The organism is Microbacterium sp. GW823-FHT02G05 (assembly GCF_058797175.1).
Genome location: NZ_JBXAJK010000001.1, coordinates 288,056 through 301,885, shown reverse-complemented (window position 1 = coordinate 301,885; position 13,830 = coordinate 288,056). Strand labels below are relative to the sequence as shown.

Here is a 13,830-nt window from a genome sequence, read left to right as displayed (position 1 = left end):
TGCGGCCGTCGATAGCGTGAGTGCGCGGCCCCGTTGAGGGCCGAGACCCACACACGGAGGAGTGAAGAACGATGGCTGACTTCGGAGCATCGTATGCCGAGATGGAGCAGGTCGCTTCGTCGCTCTCGCAGGCCCGCGACGACATCCAGGGCCAACTGGAGCTGCTCAAGGGGCAGGTCGACACTCTTCTCGGTGAGGACTTCAAGACTCAGCACGCCTCGGGAAAGTTCGGAGAGGGGTACTCCGACTTGACGAGCGGGCTGAAAGAAGCGGTGGAGGGCATCAATGACATGTCCGAGTCGCTGCTGGGCATGATGCGTGCGATCCAGGATCTGGATTCGCAGCTTGCCGGCGGCTGACACACGCCGCACCACGGGACGCCCCCCTCAGTCCCGATGGTCAGAAGGAGGGCCGGTCGGGGTAGGCCGGCCCTTCTCTGCGCCCGCTACGGCGGGCGAGGGGGACTGACGGACGCGTCGAACCGCCGTGCGGTGATTCCTTGCTGGGGAGCGAGGTGTTACCGTCCGGCGTCGGCAAGGTGGCGGGCGCCGTGGCCCAGAACCTTCACCATGATTCCGCGTCGGCGCAGCTCGGCCACCGTACGGGACTCCTCGTCGATGTCGCGTCCGAGCGCATGCACCGTTGAGACCACGAGTACATCGCCCGAGGCCAGCGTGTCGATGAAGCGCGCGAGTCGGTCGCTCCAGCTCTCGAGGATCTCCGGTGCCGGGTGGCGGAAGCCCTCGATCGGCACTCCGAAGCGGGTGAGGTCTTCGCGCTGCTGCACGACCGGCGGCATACCGTCACGGGCGACGACGAGTCCGACGAGGCGTGATCCGGCAGGGCGTGCGATCCACCAGTCGTGGTTGCGCTGCAACTCGGTGAAGCACTTCGGGCACTCGAAAGCCGCGTGCGGAAGATGCAGCGGGCTCGTCACGGCGTCGTGTGCGTCGTTCATCGCCGATGTCACATCCGGTGCCTTGTTCATGGGTGCGCCTCCGGCATCCATTCTGCCCTGCACCTGCGGGGAAACCTAGCCCGCGGCGTGCTCTCAGACGAGTCCGAGTGCGCGCACCGCATCGCGTTCCGCGACGAGTTCCGCGACGGATGCGTCGATGCGCGCCTGCGCCCAGGCATCCGGCTTCAGGCCCTCGACGATCCGCCACTCGCCATCGATCGCGCGCACCGGGAACGAGGAGATGAGGCCCTCCGGGACGCCGTACTCGCCGTGCGAGACGACGGCGGCGCTGGTCCAGTCGACCGTGCCGTGCACCCAGTCGCGGACGTGATCGATCGTCGCACTCGCGGCGGACGCCACAGACGACGAGCCGCGCACGCGGATGATCTCGGCCCCGCGCGTGGCCACCCGCGGGATGAAGGTCTCCTCCAACCACGAGCGCACGTCACCGACCTGCGCGGCAAGAAGGTCGAGGACCGGGCGGCCGTCGACGGTCGTGTAGGTGATGTCGGGGAACTGCGTGGCCGAGTGGTTTCCCCAGATGGGAAGGCGGTGGATACTGCGCACGGGAACGCCGAGCGTCTGGGCGAGGAGCCCGCGGGCGCGGTTCTCGTCCAGCCGGGTGAGGGCTGTGAAGCGCTCGGCGGGAACGCCCTCAGCGGCTGCCGCCGCGATCAGGGCGTTGGTGTTCGCCGGGTTGCCGACGACCGTGACGCGGATGCCGGGGGCGGCGGATGCGGCGATCGCGGCGCCCTGCGGGCCGAAGATGCCACCGTTGGCGGCGAGGAGGTCGCCGCGTTCCATGCCAGGTCCGCGCGGGCGCGCACCGACGAGCAGAGCATGGTCGGCACCGTCGAATCCGACCGTCGCGTCATCGGTGATCTCGATGCCCTCCAGCAGCTCGAAGGCCGCATCCTGAAGCTCGAGGGCGGCGCCCTCTGCGGCCGCCATCCCCTGCGGGGTCTCGAGCAGGCGCAGACGCACGGGCTCATCGGGCCCGAGCATGTCGCCTGCGGCGATACGGAACAGAAGCGCGTAGCCGATCTGGCCTCCGGCGCCGGTGATCGTGACCGTGGTCGTCATATGCTCGAGCCTACGCCCGCCCCGAAAGTCGTGCCAGACAGGAGTAATCTCGGGGCATGACCTTCAACCCGAACGCCGATGTGAGCAACAACACGGCCCGTCGTCGTGGGCGCACCGCGGCGATCGCCGGCGGCGGCATCGGCATCGGTGCGATCGCCGTCATGCTCATCAGCGCCTTCACCGGTGTCGACCTGACGGGACTCCTCGGCGGCGGTGCCCCGGGCGGGGCGACCGGCTCATCGCAGGGCACAGTCATCGAGAACTGCGAGACCGGGCAGGATGCCAACGAGAACGACGACTGCCGCATCGCCGCAGCATCTCTCGCCCTCGACCAGTTCTGGGACGAGAACCTCAATGGCTACGTGAAGCCGTCGCTCACGATCGTCGACGGCTCGACACCCACGCAGTGCGGCACGGCCTCGAACGCCGTGGGCCCCTTCTACTGCCCGCCGGAGCAGGGTGTCTACCTCGATCCGACGTTCTTCCAGATCCTGCGTCAGCAGTTCGGAGCATCCGCCGGCAACCTCTCGCAGCTGTACATCCTGGCGCACGAATACGGGCACCACGTGCAGAACCTGATGGGAACCATGGAGGCGTACCCGAACAACGGCACGGGCCCCGAGAGTAACGGCGTGCGCATGGAGCTTCAGGCCGACTGCTACGCGGGTGCGTGGGTGGGAGCGATGACCGAGCAGGAGGATGCCAACGGTCAGCGGTACCTGGAGGCGCCGACCGAGCAGCAGCTCAAAGATGCGATCAACGCGGCGATGGTCGTCGGCGATGACCACATCCAGCAGCAGTCGGGATTCGTCAACCCGGAGAGCTTCACGCACGGCACGAGCGAGCAGCGCGCCCGCTGGTTCGCGACGGGATACAAGTACGGCCTCGGTCAGTGCGACGCCTTCGCCACCGACGACCTCTGAAAGTCTGCCTCCAGAGGTAATTCTCGACCCGCGCAGAGAACGCTCCCGCCCACGCGAACCTGTGAGTTAGCGTGGAAGGACGTCCGCATCTGCGGGTTTTGCAGCGGGCGCCCGGGATCAACCCCAAACGCCTCGGACTGAGGGGTCCTCATGAACTTTGACGCGCTCTATCCGGAGATCGAGCCCGACGAGGCCGGCCATCTGCTGGTCGGCGACGGCAACCGCATCTACTGGGAGGTCAGCGGAAACCCCGACGGCAAGCCGGTGGTCTTCGTGCACGGCGGTCCCGGCGGAGGCACGTCGGCGTGGCAGCGGCGTTTCTTCGATCCCGAGAAGTACCGCATCGTGCTGTTCGATCAGCGGGGCTGCGGCCAGAGCACACCCCACGCAAGCGAACCCGACGCCGACATGCGCTTCAACACGACGTGGCACCTCGTCGCCGACATGGAGCTGCTGCGCAAGAACCTCGGCATCAGCCAGTGGCAGGTGTTCGGCGGATCGTGGGGCAGCACCCTCGCGCTGGCATACGCGCAGGCGCATCCGACGGCAGTGTCCGAGCTTGTGCTCCGCGGCATCTTCACCCTGCGCCGCTTCGAGCTCGAATGGTTCTACGAGGGCGGGGCCGCAGCCCTCCTTCCCGATCGCTGGGAGGAGTTCGTCGAGCAGATCCCGCCGCTGGAGCGCCCCCGGATGATCGAGGCCTACCACCGACGCCTGTTCGACGCTGATCCTGCGGTGCATGTGCCCGCGGCGATCGCGTGGAGCCGCTGGGAAGCGGCGGCCGTGACGCTCCTGCCGGAGCCCGCAAAGGTCGAGGAGATGAGCGAAGCGGAGATCGCGACCGCCTTCGCGCGCATCGAGAACCACTACTTCGTGAACGGCGGCTGGCTGCAGGAGGGGCAGCTCATCGCCGGCGTCGACGCGATCCGCCACATTCCGGCGGTCATCGTTCAGGGGCGCTACGACCTCTGCACGCCCATGATGACCGCATGGGATCTGCACCGTGCGTGGCCGGAGGCCGAGTTCGTCGTCGTCGACGACGCCGGGCACGCGGCATCCGAGCCGGGAATCCAGCGCGCCCTGCGCGCCGCGACGGACGGCTTCGCCGCGAACTGACTTTCAGGGAGCGATGTTCACCCTGTTTCACGCGATTCGAGGGTGAACATCGCTCCCTGAACTACGCGCGCAGCGCCTGCAGCAGCGTGCGTGCCAGCGACAGCACCCCGCCGCGCGCGCGGAATCTCGTCAGACCCTCACTGACCTCGGCGCCGGTGCGCGCCGTCACGAACCACGGCGGCTTCGGCAGGATCGTGAAACGTCCGCCGTCACGCCAGAAGCCCAGCGCGCGAGGGAGCGGACGGAAAGGCCCTCGGGCGACCGAGCGCTCGACGCCATCGAGGAGCAGCGCGTTGTGCACGACTCCGATGCCGCTGCCGACGTCCTCGATCGTCCCACCGGGGTACGCCCCCCAGGTGAGAGTCGGGGTGAGGAAGGCGAAGGCCGTCCAGGTGTTGATCGCGATCGCGCCGTAGCGGAGGTCGGAGATCGCACGCTCGAAGTCCGCCCCGAGGGCCTTTTCCGTGACGGGATCGATCAGCAGATTCGCCCCGAGTGTGCCCTGCAGCTTCTCATTCGCGTGCGCGACCGCGGCATCGAGGAAGGTGCGACCCGTGCCGGGCAGTTCGACCACTCCCAGAACGGGGGCGAAGTACTCGGTCTGCTCCAGCGCCGTGGGGTCGTCATCCGGACCGATCTCGATGAGCAGGCGGTCGGCGAGCACGAGCGCATCCGGATAGGACTCGGTAGCCTGCTGCATCCGCTCCTCGGAACGCGGATACCAGATGGGGCGCTCGGGAGCCAGGGCATAGGCACGACGCAGCGCACGGCGGAACTGATCCGCCTGCGGCCACTCGGATGACAGGATCACGACCTGTCCGGCGATGCAGTTGTGTCCGCAGTTCTGCAGGCGCATCGTGACGATGTGCTCGGCCTGGAACCGCAGATCGGCCTCGCTCCACTCGCCAGGCACGACGATGATCGGAGAGACACCACCGAGCTCCGCGGTGATGGGGGTCGTCAGCTGCGGATGCTCCTCTTTGCGGCGACGCGTGGCGTCCTTGCCCGTGCCCCACACGATGGCGTCGAACGTGGGCGCCGAGCCCGTGATGTGCACGTGCGCGAAAGCGTCATGCGCGGTCAGATAGGCGCCGACGTCGCCCGCGCCCTTGACGATCCGCAGGAATCCGGCTCCGATCAGCGGAGCGAACGCCCGCTCGTAGATCGGCACCATCGCATCCTGCGTCGGATTGACCTTGAGCAGGGCGACACGGTTGTGCGCGAGAAGTTCGTACAGCACGTCGAGCACCGGGATCGAGGTGACATTGCCCGCGCCCAGGACGAGGCCGATCCCGCCGGAGACTCCCGGTGTGCGCTGCGCGAGACCGGCTTTCGCCCGCGCTGTGCCGGGGGTGATGCCCGGCTCGAGCCACACCTCGCCTGAGAAGCCCGACAGGAGGAAGCGGTCGATTCCGGTCAGCGGGAACGCGTGCACGCGGGTGCGGTCGCCGGGTGCACGGGACACCGTCACGCCCTCCAGCGGAGTGCGTCCCGCCGCGAGCTTCGAGAGCGTGTCGATGTACGCGTCGATCGCACCGAGCGTCCCGTAGGGGCCGCTCAGCCACTCCTCACCCCGCAGCGGATGCTGCGCCGACAGCCCCTTCGACTCCGCGGCCGTCTGCGCCCAGGCTCGCGCGTTCGCTGCGACGGCACGACGGACCGAGCGCAGCAGCGTGATGCGCTGGCCCAGTGTCAGCAGCGCCCACGAACGTGCACCGCCGTGAAGTTCTTCGATCGCGGTTTCGATCGCCTGTCGGGTGTCATCGGCAACGGCGGCGGGCATCGGCGTCTCCTTCGGCGAAGAGTGCGGGTCGGCGACGACCGCGCGGGACCCCCAGCCTACGCCCGGCATCCGGGTGCAGGCCGGAGACGTGCTCAGCCCGCCGTGCGGGCGTCCGTGTCGACCTCTGCGTCACCGTCGATGTCGCTGCGACGGAGTCGGTACCGGGCCAAAGTCATGAGGCTCAGGAGCAGCAGAAGCGCGGGCAGGATGCTGAAGCAGACGACGATGCCCGTGATCGCGGCCTCCGGCTGCGTGACCGTCTCCGTGGCGACCCGGGACACGTAGCCCGTCGCGGCAAGGACGAGTGCGACAGTCGACGCGCCCAGCGCGAAGCCGATCGTCTCGCCGGCGGTCCAGACACCCGTGAAGGTGCCGGCGTGGCCTCGGCCGCTGACCCGCTCGTCGTGCGAGATGACATCCGGCAGCATCGCCATCGGCAGCGCCTGCAGGCCCGCGTAGGCGATGCCCGCGACGGCGACGGATGCGTAGACCCATGCGCCCGGTGCCCAGATGGCACCGGTGATCGTGAATGCCGCGATGAGGAACAGCACGGTCGCGAATCCGAACGCGCGCTCCTTTCCGATGCGCAGCGAGAGTCGCTGCCAGAGCGGCGTCGCCACGAGCGCCGGGCCCACGAGCGCGAGGAACAGGAACGTCACGGCGCCCTCCGAACGCAGCACCCAGGTGGCGACGTACTGTGCGCCGGCGAGCATCGTGCCCGTCGCGAGCGCCTGCAGGAGGAACGTCGCCAGCAGGGCGCGGAAGGGAGCGCTGCGCCGCAGGACGTCGATGCCCGCTGCGTACTGCACGCGGATCCCCGCGGGAGCGGATGTCAGGGCTGCCGCCGTATCGGAGGGCGCAGTCGTCGCGGCGACGCGCTGCGCCGCAGCATCCGCCGTCCGCGACGCGATGAGCATGCCGATCCCGATCGTGATCCCGGCGACGACGCCCATCAGCAGATAGCCGGTCACCGGATCGCCGGTCAGCGCGCGCAGCTCGGGACCGCCCGCGCCGAAGAGGAGGATCGCCGCGGTCAGCACGATGACGCGCCAACTCAGAAGGCGCGTGCGCTCGTCATAGCTGGAGGTGAGCTCGGCAGGAAGCGCGACGTACGGAACCTGGAACAGGCTGAACGCGGTCGCTGTCGCGAGGAACGCGAGCAGCACGCAGATCGCGCCGGCGACGGGGCCGAACACCGGCGGAACCGCGAAGGTGAGGGCGAAGAACAGCGGGAGCGTGAATCCGCCGACGAGCATGAGGCCGCGCCGTGAGCCGGTGCGGGCGAGCTGCCGATCCGATGCGGCGCCGATGAGCGGATCGATGATGACGTCCCACACCTTCGCCGCCGTGACGATGACACCCGCGAGGAGTGCCGCGACGCCGAGGTTGTCGGTGAGGAAGTAGGTGAGGACGAGGCCGGGAAGTGTGGCGTATCCGCCCGTTCCGAGCGAGCCCGCGGCGTAGCGGGCGACGGTGCGGGCGGGCAGGCGCGAAGGGGCTCGAGTGCGAGCGACGTTGCTCATCGCGTCAGCATATCGGCGCCGGAGCGGGCGTGGGGAGGTCGACGACGCGCAGACGCGCCGAGGGCGCGCCCTACCTGCGTCGGCAGAGCGCGCCCTCGGCGATACGGCGCGTCGTGGGGAGGTCTCAGATCAGAGCGAGCTCGCGCAGCTTCGACTCGACGTCGGCGTTGGAGGGCTCGACGTGGTGCGATGCATCCGGGTAGACGACGACCGGGATGTTCGTGCGGCCCGAGATGTCCTTCGCGACATCGGCGGCATCCGGCGTCTCGACCAGGTCGATGTAGGTGTACGCGACGCCGAGCTCATCGAGCTGCTTCTTCGTGCGAATGCAGTCGCGGCACCAGTCCGCGCCGAACATGGTGATGGTGTCAGAGGCAGGTGCAGTCATACCCCCTAGGGTACTGGCGCTCGTCTGGACGGGCGCCGAATGCCTCGGATCGATGCAGTGGCCGGTCAGCCCAGCGCGAGCGCGCCTGGAGCCGAAGCGCCCTGCGTGATGAGGTCGAGTGCCTGCCGCAGCGACGTGCTGGACGTGTGCGCGGTGTACGGGAAGTACACGACCTCGACGCCGACGGTGCCGAACTCCCGTTCGAGCCGCAGGCCCTTCTCGGTGCCGCGCCAGTCGTCCCCCTTGAAGAAGTGCGTGAAGTGCAGATCGCGCCAGGCGTCCATCTTGTCGGGCGCAGTCTCGATGTACACCTCATCGACGAACGAGATGTGCCGCACGATCTCGGCGCGCTCGAGCGTCGGCACGACAGGTTCGATGCCCTTCACCTGACGCAGCATCTCATCGCTCACGATGCCGGCGATCAGATAGTCGCACTGCTCTTTCGCGTGACGAAGGATGTTCAGATGGCCCACGTGAAAGAGGTCGAATGCTCCCGTGGCGTAGCCGATACGCGTCGTCATGATCTCCCCAGATCGATCCCCAGAAAGGGCGACTCCCCAGCCACCCGTACGGCTCCCACAGCCGTGTGCCCAGTCTAGGCGGTGGACTGCCTTCTGAACAGGGCGAATCTCACAGATCCCGACGCGCGCACGCTGAGCACAGCCGCACATGAAACGATAGAGACCGCAACGTCCGTGCCGCAGAAGGAGAACGTCGTGACCCGCGACTTCACAGTGCTCGTGCCGACGTTCAACGAACGCGACAACGTCGCCGAGCTCGTCAGTCGCGCTGCCCGCGCACTCGAGGGCCTCGACGCAGAGATCCTGTTCATCGACGACAGCAGTGACGACACCGCCGCCGAAGTGGCACGCGTCGCCGCAGATGCACCGCTGCCGGTGCGCGTGATCCATCGCGAGCGCAACACGGGAGGACTGGGCGGTGCGGTCGTTCTGGGTTTGCGCGAAGCGCACGGCGACGTCTGCATCGTGATGGACGGCGACCTGCAGCATCCGCCGGAGCTCCTGCCCGAGCTCATCGCCCGGTATCGCGAGGGTGGCGCGGATGTCGTCGCCGCATCGCGCTACGTGGGCGGGGGCGATTCCCGAGGGCTGGGCACGGCGGTCCGGCTCGGGGTCTCGCGGGCATCGACCTGGCTCACCCGCGCGATGTTCCCCGTCCGTCTGGCGCGCAGCACCGACCCGATGACGGGCTTCTTCCTCGTCGACCGGCGACGCATCGACCTCGACGCCCTGAGGCCGCAGGGGTTCAAGATCCTGCTGGAGATCCTCGCCCGGTCGGATGTGCGCATCGCAGAGGTCCCCATGGAATTCAGCGAGCGCCGCCACGGCACCTCGAAGGCGTCGTTGCGCCAGGGAGCGACGTTCATTGCCCACCTCACGCGGCTGCGCTTCGGCAAGATGTCGCTGTTCGCGGTCATCGGCGCGATCGGCGCGGTCGCCAACCTCGGCATCATGTGGGCGCTCATCTCTCTGGGCGTCGACTACGTGTGGGCCGCGATCATCGGTGCCGAAGCCACCATCATCGGCAACTTCGTGCTGCAGGAGCGTTTCGTCTTCGCCGACATGCGCCGCGGGGCATCGGGCCTCGGCGTCCGGTTCCTCTCGTCGTTCACCTTCAACAACATCGAGGCGGCGCTGCGCATCCCGCTGCTGGCCTTCATGGTGGAGACCTGGCACTTCTCCGCGATCTTCGCCGCGGCGATCTCGCTCGTCGTCGCATTCTTCGCCCGTTTCCTCTTCCACTCCCTCGTCGTGTACGCGCCGCGACGTCGAGTCGCGGACGAGCCCGCAGAGGTGCCCACCGACACGGCCACGCAGCGCATCATCCGTGCGATCGATGCGGAGGCGATGAAGCCCGGCGAACTCTGAACGCACCCTGCCGGAATGACGGCCAGCGCTCTAGCATGGAGGCAATCGGCAGGGGGCCGGAGCTTGTGGGGAGCTGTGAAGAGAGCCGTTTTCGACGCGAAGGCTCGCCTGTTCATGCGAGCGGATCGTCGCGCGCTCGCGCAGATGCTGCAGGACGAGCGGCGGACTGCGGCGGATGCTGCTGCGCTCGCCGCCGCCCGCAGCGCGGAACTTGCGCTGCATGCGTTCCGGACGACGGCGTTCTACCGCGAGCACTACTCGTCGGCCGGCTTCTCTGAGGCCGATGTCGCCCAGTCCGAGAACTTCGCTGCCCTACCGGCGCTCACCAAGCCGATGCTGCAGGACGCCGGCGACGCCCTGATCTCATCGACATCCGCGGCGCGAGATCGACTGCCCTCCCGCACCGGGGGCAGCACGGGTCGACCGCTGCTGGTCTACAACGATCGCAGAGCCCCGACGGCGGCTCTGTGGTGGCGCGTGTACTCCTGGTGGGGCGTGCATCCCGCCGATGACGCCGCCTTCATCTATCGCCAGAGTCGTAACTGTGCGAAGAAGCTGCGCTACGACGCGGAATGGTGGCCGACGCGCCACATCCTCCTCGATGCACGGGGCGCGACGGCGGACACCATCGCCGCGTTCGATCGCGAGATGGCGCGGGTGCGCCCCCGTCTCCTCGTGGGCTACGTGGAGGGCGTGGCCGAATACGCGGCGCATGTGGCAGAACAGGGCAGAGGGCTGCGCGGGCTCGCCGCGATCTCGGTCACGGCTTCCATGCTGCATCCGGGCCAGCGTGCGCGCATCGAGTCCGCGCTCGGCGCGCCCGTCTTCGACACCTACCGCAGCGCGGAGGTGCCGTGGATCGCGGCGGAATGCGACGCGCACGACGGCCTGCACGTGCTCTCCGACCGGCGCCGGGTCGACATCGTCGACGACGACGGTTTCCCGGCGGCCGCAGGTGAAGTCGGCTCCGTGCTGGTGAGCGACTTCGACAACCGGGTGTTCCCCCTCGTGCGCTACGCGATCGGAGATCGCACCGCCGTGCTGCCGGGCGCGTGCGCCTGCGGACGCACACTCGCGCGTATCGCGCCGATTGATGGGCGCATCGCCGATGTGCTGCGCGCGCCCTCCGGACGCACCGTCTCGGGCGGTCTCGGCGGGCTCTTCAACGCCTGGCCGGGGGTCGTTCGACAGTTCCAAGTGCACCAGGCGGCGGACTATCGCGTCAGCATCCGCTACGTGGTCGGCTCGGATGCTGCCGCTGCCGCGCAGGCAGCGCAGAGCGTCTGCCATACCGTGGCGGGATTCCTCGCGAACGAGGTCGAGGTGGTCGCCGCAGCGGTCACGGCGGTGGACGGCAGCGGAGGCAAGGCGCGCCTGGTCATCTCCGAGGCAGAGACATAGAGCCGGAATCGCCCGAGATTTCTCGGTTTGTCTGAAGGGTCGGCTTATAGGATGAGCGCACCCAGCGTGGGGAGGCCGGCATTGGGTAGAGCTGGGGGGACAACGAGTGGCAACGCACTGGACGTTGGAAGACCTGTATCGAGGAATCACAAAGTCGTGGTTCGTGCTCGTGGGGACGATCGTCGTGTTGTCCGCAGCGGGCGCCGCGATCTTTCTGATCTATCCGCAGAAATACACCGCGGCCGCCCAGCACACCGTCGAGCCGATCAGCGTGCTCTCCTCCGGATCGAGCTTCAACACGGTCAACATGGAGACCGAGAAAGTCATCGCCACTTCGACGAGCGTTCTCACGCGGGCAGTCGAGTCGCTGGATGACACCTCCGTCGAGGCGCTCCGTGCGAACACCGTGATCGAGGTGCCGCGCAATTCGCAGGTTCTCATCTTCCAGGTCACCGCGAACTCCGCCGAGCTTGCGGCCGGGCGCGCGAACGCCCTCGCGACGGCCTACGGCGAGCAGCGCACCGAGAACGCGCGCGCGGTCGTGGATCAGACGACGGCGGAGCTGACGAAGTCGATCACTCAGCTACAGGAACTACTCGCGACGCAGGCCGAGGGCAGCAACGAGCGGGCGGCCACGCAGCTGCAGGTCCAGGCGCTGCTGGATCAGCAGGCGCGGATCGCGGCGACGCCCTTCTATCCGGGAACGCTCGTGACGGAGGCGGAGCCGCCGCGGGAGTCGAATCGACCGTCGATCTATGTGTTCGTGGCTGCGGGGCTCTTCCTCGGACTGCTGCTCGGATCGATTGCCGCACTCATCACGTCGCGGGTGCGCAACGCACCGGGCCATTCCTACCGTCGCCAGGTGGAGCAGGAGTTCGACGAGAATGAGGTTGTGGAGCCGCAGGTGCCGGCCGATTCGCCTCCCGTCGTGCTGGACGATGACGACACGCTCGTCGAGCCGGACTCGGGAAGACTCGTGGCGTCGGGCCCGATCGCGGCCTCACGCCGTCGGCCCAAGCGCCGCCGTTAGGCGACGCTTGGGCCGGACGTGATCAGGAGCCCGTGTAGGCCCAGGTGCGCACGTAGTCGACCTGGAAGTCCAGGTTCTGCGTCGCCGCCTTGTTGTTCGGGTCCGGGAGACCCCAGTACTTCTCGGACGGGCCGATGTGCAGGTTCAGTCGCATGTGCAGCGGCGAACCGAAGAACTCCTGCTTCCACAGGTTCGGGTGCGATGCCGGCGTCGCGCGCAGCATCTCCTTGCCGTCCACGATCACGGCCGCATAGCTCGGGGTGAACTCGAACGCGTAGGTGTGGAAGTCGTCCCACACGGGCGTCGGGCCGCCGAAGTCCTGGTGGTGCCAGATGTACCGCTGGTTCGCGGCCGGGTCGGCGGTGTGGGTGTGGATCGTGGTCGTCGCGGTGTCGATGCGCTGATCGCGCACTGCGGCGTCGTCGTAGCCCCAGGCTTCCATGATGTCGATCTCACCCGACTGGCTGTTGCGCAGCCAGAACGCCGCCAGCGAACCGAAGGTGTTCGGGCCGCTCGGGGTCTTCGCGCGGATCTCCCAGCGACCGTACTGCTGCGCCATCGAGACATCGTCGGACTGCAGCTTGCGCTGGTCGAGGTAGCCGGTCTTGTGCCACAGCTCGCGCGGGCCGGTCTGGTTCGAGGGGCGGACGACGGGCTGGTCGAGCCAGTCGCCGCGGATGTGCAGCACGTCCGCGCCATCGACGGTCACCTGACCGCGGTCCGGAACAGCGGCGTCGAACAGCAGGCCGAGATCGTCACGACCGCGGACGTTCCACTTGCTCGGGTCGACGGCGGGAGCGCCGGTCGCCGGGTCGACGTAGTCGAACTCGTCGCGCCAGGTGGGCGTGCCCCATCCTTCGACCTTGTCTCCCGCGTCCGGGGCGGTCGGCGGTGTCGTCGGGGTGGTCGGCGGTGTCGTGGGTGTGGTCGGCGGAGTCGTCGGGGTCGTCGGCGGCGTCGTGGGCGCGACCGGGGGCGTCGTCTCTGTCGAGGTGTGGTCCTCGCGAACGAAGTGGGCGTCGAAGCTCACGTTCGGGGTCTTGCGGTAGTTCGCGAGCACCTGCACGGCGATCGTGTTGGCGCCCTCCTTGAGCAGCTTCGCAGGCACGGTGAACGTGACCGGTTCCGAGCGCGCCTTCTTGGTCGACGGCGCCGCGGTCGCGTAGCTCTTGTCGGTGATGGTGCCGGCCGGTGCGTTCTTGCGGCCCACTTCGGTGCCGTTGACCCATACGACGATGCCGTCGTCCGCCCAGGTGTTCAGCCAGGCGTACTCGGGGAGGTCCTTGGTCAGCGTGAACGTCTTGCGGTAGTAGGACGCGAGCGGCTGCGTGCCGCTGATCGTCGGGAGGGTCGTGCCGGCTGTGAGGCCCGTCGTGCCGACGCCGAAGGGAGCATTGCCGGTGCGCCAGCCCGTGTCGGTCGTGTCGGTCTTCCACGTCGTGGCCGGGGCGGCGGTCGCGCGGTAATACGACCATCCGGATGCTTCGCGCTTGATCACGGAGCTCGTGGACTTGGTGACGGTCGATGCCGCCTCAGCGGCGGGCGCGGCGACGAAGATGCCGAGGAACACGGCGATGATCGCAAGCGGCGCGAGGAGAAGTCGGGGACGAAGGGGGAATGGAGTTGTTATGGGGATCATTGTGCGGACGTCTGCCGGGAAGAGCGTCACTCTTCGCCGTGGGGAGCAGGCGTCGGGCTCGCGGATGCCTGACGATTCCCCTCGCGGCACCCTGGTC

The 13,830-nt window shown here is 68.2% G+C and carries 13 protein-coding genes; 6 read left to right on the top strand and 7 right to left on the bottom strand.

Annotated elements, in window-relative coordinates; genetic code table 11:
• Window positions 1-71 precede the first annotated feature (71 nt).
• The gene (locus AC1REM_RS01450; protein WP_204938273.1) at window positions 72-359 is read left to right on the top strand and encodes a WXG100 family type VII secretion target; all 288 of its coding nucleotides are present in this window, start codon (window positions 72-74) and stop codon (window positions 357-359) included.
• Window positions 360-517: 158 nt separating this feature from the next.
• Here the strand turns inward: AC1REM_RS01450 and AC1REM_RS01445 are convergent, their stop codons facing one another.
• Together AC1REM_RS01445 and AC1REM_RS01440 are read right to left on the bottom strand one after the other, a co-directional pair.
• Entirely contained in the window at window positions 518-988 is a 471-nt protein-coding gene (locus AC1REM_RS01445) for a recombinase family protein (RefSeq protein WP_492512973.1), read from the bottom strand.
• A gap of 63 nt (window positions 989-1,051) precedes the next feature.
• The gene (locus tag AC1REM_RS01440) at window positions 1,052-2,041 is read right to left on the bottom strand and encodes a malate dehydrogenase (RefSeq protein WP_492512972.1); all 990 of its coding nucleotides are present in this window, start codon (window positions 2,039-2,041) and stop codon (window positions 1,052-1,054) included.
• Window positions 2,042-2,097: 56 nt separating this feature from the next.
• On the opposite strand from AC1REM_RS01440, the gene ypfJ reads away from it, so the two are divergent.
• Entirely contained in the window at window positions 2,098-2,964 is an 867-nt protein-coding gene (ypfJ, locus tag AC1REM_RS01435) for a KPN_02809 family neutral zinc metallopeptidase (RefSeq protein ID WP_492512971.1), read from the top strand.
• A gap of 150 nt (window positions 2,965-3,114) precedes the next feature.
• Window positions 3,115-4,080 carry a prolyl aminopeptidase gene (gene pip / locus AC1REM_RS01430; RefSeq protein WP_492512970.1) on the top strand — a complete coding sequence of 322 codons (966 nt, stop codon included), beginning with the start codon at window positions 3,115-3,117 and terminating at the stop codon, window positions 4,078-4,080.
• Window positions 4,081-4,141: 61 nt separating this feature from the next.
• Here pip and AC1REM_RS01425 read toward each other — a convergent pair whose 3' ends face one another.
• The 4 genes from AC1REM_RS01425 to AC1REM_RS01410 form a co-directional block, all read right to left on the bottom strand.
• Window positions 4,142-5,863, bottom strand: a complete 1,722-nt coding sequence (locus AC1REM_RS01425; protein ID WP_492512969.1) for an aldehyde dehydrogenase family protein — start codon at window positions 5,861-5,863, stop codon at window positions 4,142-4,144.
• A gap of 92 nt (window positions 5,864-5,955) precedes the next feature.
• Window positions 5,956-7,386, bottom strand: coding sequence for an MFS transporter (locus tag AC1REM_RS01420; RefSeq protein ID WP_492512968.1), 1,431 nt, complete (start codon window positions 7,384-7,386; stop codon window positions 5,956-5,958).
• Between the two features lie 124 nt (window positions 7,387-7,510).
• Window positions 7,511-7,774 carry a glutaredoxin family protein gene (locus AC1REM_RS01415; protein WP_492512967.1) on the bottom strand — a complete coding sequence of 88 codons (264 nt, stop codon included), beginning with the start codon at window positions 7,772-7,774 and terminating at the stop codon, window positions 7,511-7,513.
• Window positions 7,775-7,839: 65 nt separating this feature from the next.
• Window positions 7,840-8,295, bottom strand: a complete 456-nt coding sequence (locus AC1REM_RS01410) for an FAD synthase family protein (protein ID WP_492512966.1) — start codon at window positions 8,293-8,295, stop codon at window positions 7,840-7,842.
• A gap of 195 nt (window positions 8,296-8,490) precedes the next feature.
• Here AC1REM_RS01410 and AC1REM_RS01405 point away from each other — a divergent pair, with 195 nt between their 5' ends.
• The 3 genes from AC1REM_RS01405 to AC1REM_RS01395 all read left to right on the top strand — a co-directional run bounded on the left by AC1REM_RS01405 (window position 8,491) and on the right by AC1REM_RS01395 (window position 12,094).
• Entirely contained in the window at window positions 8,491-9,663 is a 1,173-nt protein-coding gene (locus tag AC1REM_RS01405) for a glycosyltransferase (protein WP_492512965.1), read from the top strand.
• 75 nt (window positions 9,664-9,738) lie between these two features.
• Window positions 9,739-11,064, top strand: a complete 1,326-nt coding sequence (locus tag AC1REM_RS01400) for a phenylacetate--CoA ligase family protein (RefSeq protein ID WP_492512964.1) — start codon at window positions 9,739-9,741, stop codon at window positions 11,062-11,064.
• Window positions 11,065-11,170: 106 nt separating this feature from the next.
• Window positions 11,171-12,094 (top strand): YveK family protein, encoded by a 924-nt coding sequence (locus AC1REM_RS01395; RefSeq protein ID WP_492512963.1) that lies wholly within the window; start codon window positions 11,171-11,173, stop codon window positions 12,092-12,094.
• A 22-nt stretch (window positions 12,095-12,116) separates the two neighbouring features.
• Here the strand turns inward: AC1REM_RS01395 and AC1REM_RS01390 are convergent, their stop codons facing one another.
• Window positions 12,117-13,733 carry a glycoside hydrolase family 16 protein gene (locus tag AC1REM_RS01390; RefSeq protein WP_492512962.1) on the bottom strand — a complete coding sequence of 539 codons (1,617 nt, stop codon included), beginning with the start codon at window positions 13,731-13,733 and terminating at the stop codon, window positions 12,117-12,119.
• Window positions 13,734-13,830 lie beyond the last annotated feature (97 nt).

What these genes read in the sequence shown, in the direction of transcription:
- AC1REM_RS01450 (WP_204938273.1), top strand. Translation starts at nt 72, where the DNA reads ATGGCTGACTTCGGAGCATCGTATGCCGAGATGGAGCAGGTCGCTTCG.
- AC1REM_RS01445 (WP_492512973.1), bottom strand. Translation starts at nt 988, where the DNA reads ATGAACAAGGCACCGGATGTGACATCGGCGATGAACGACGCACACGAC.
- AC1REM_RS01440 (WP_492512972.1), bottom strand. Translation starts at nt 2,041, where the DNA reads ATGACGACCACGGTCACGATCACCGGCGCCGGAGGCCAGATCGGCTAC.
- ypfJ (WP_492512971.1), top strand. Translation starts at nt 2,098, where the DNA reads ATGACCTTCAACCCGAACGCCGATGTGAGCAACAACACGGCCCGTCGT.
- pip (WP_492512970.1), top strand. Translation starts at nt 3,115, where the DNA reads ATGAACTTTGACGCGCTCTATCCGGAGATCGAGCCCGACGAGGCCGGC.
- AC1REM_RS01425 (WP_492512969.1), bottom strand. Translation starts at nt 5,863, where the DNA reads ATGCCCGCCGCCGTTGCCGATGACACCCGACAGGCGATCGAAACCGCG.
- AC1REM_RS01420 (WP_492512968.1), bottom strand. Translation starts at nt 7,386, where the DNA reads ATGAGCAACGTCGCTCGCACTCGAGCCCCTTCGCGCCTGCCCGCCCGC.
- AC1REM_RS01415 (WP_492512967.1), bottom strand. Translation starts at nt 7,774, where the DNA reads ATGACTGCACCTGCCTCTGACACCATCACCATGTTCGGCGCGGACTGG.
- AC1REM_RS01410 (WP_492512966.1), bottom strand. Translation starts at nt 8,295, where the DNA reads ATGACGACGCGTATCGGCTACGCCACGGGAGCATTCGACCTCTTTCAC.
- AC1REM_RS01390 (WP_492512962.1), bottom strand. Translation starts at nt 13,733, where the DNA reads ATGATCCCCATAACAACTCCATTCCCCCTTCGTCCCCGACTTCTCCTC.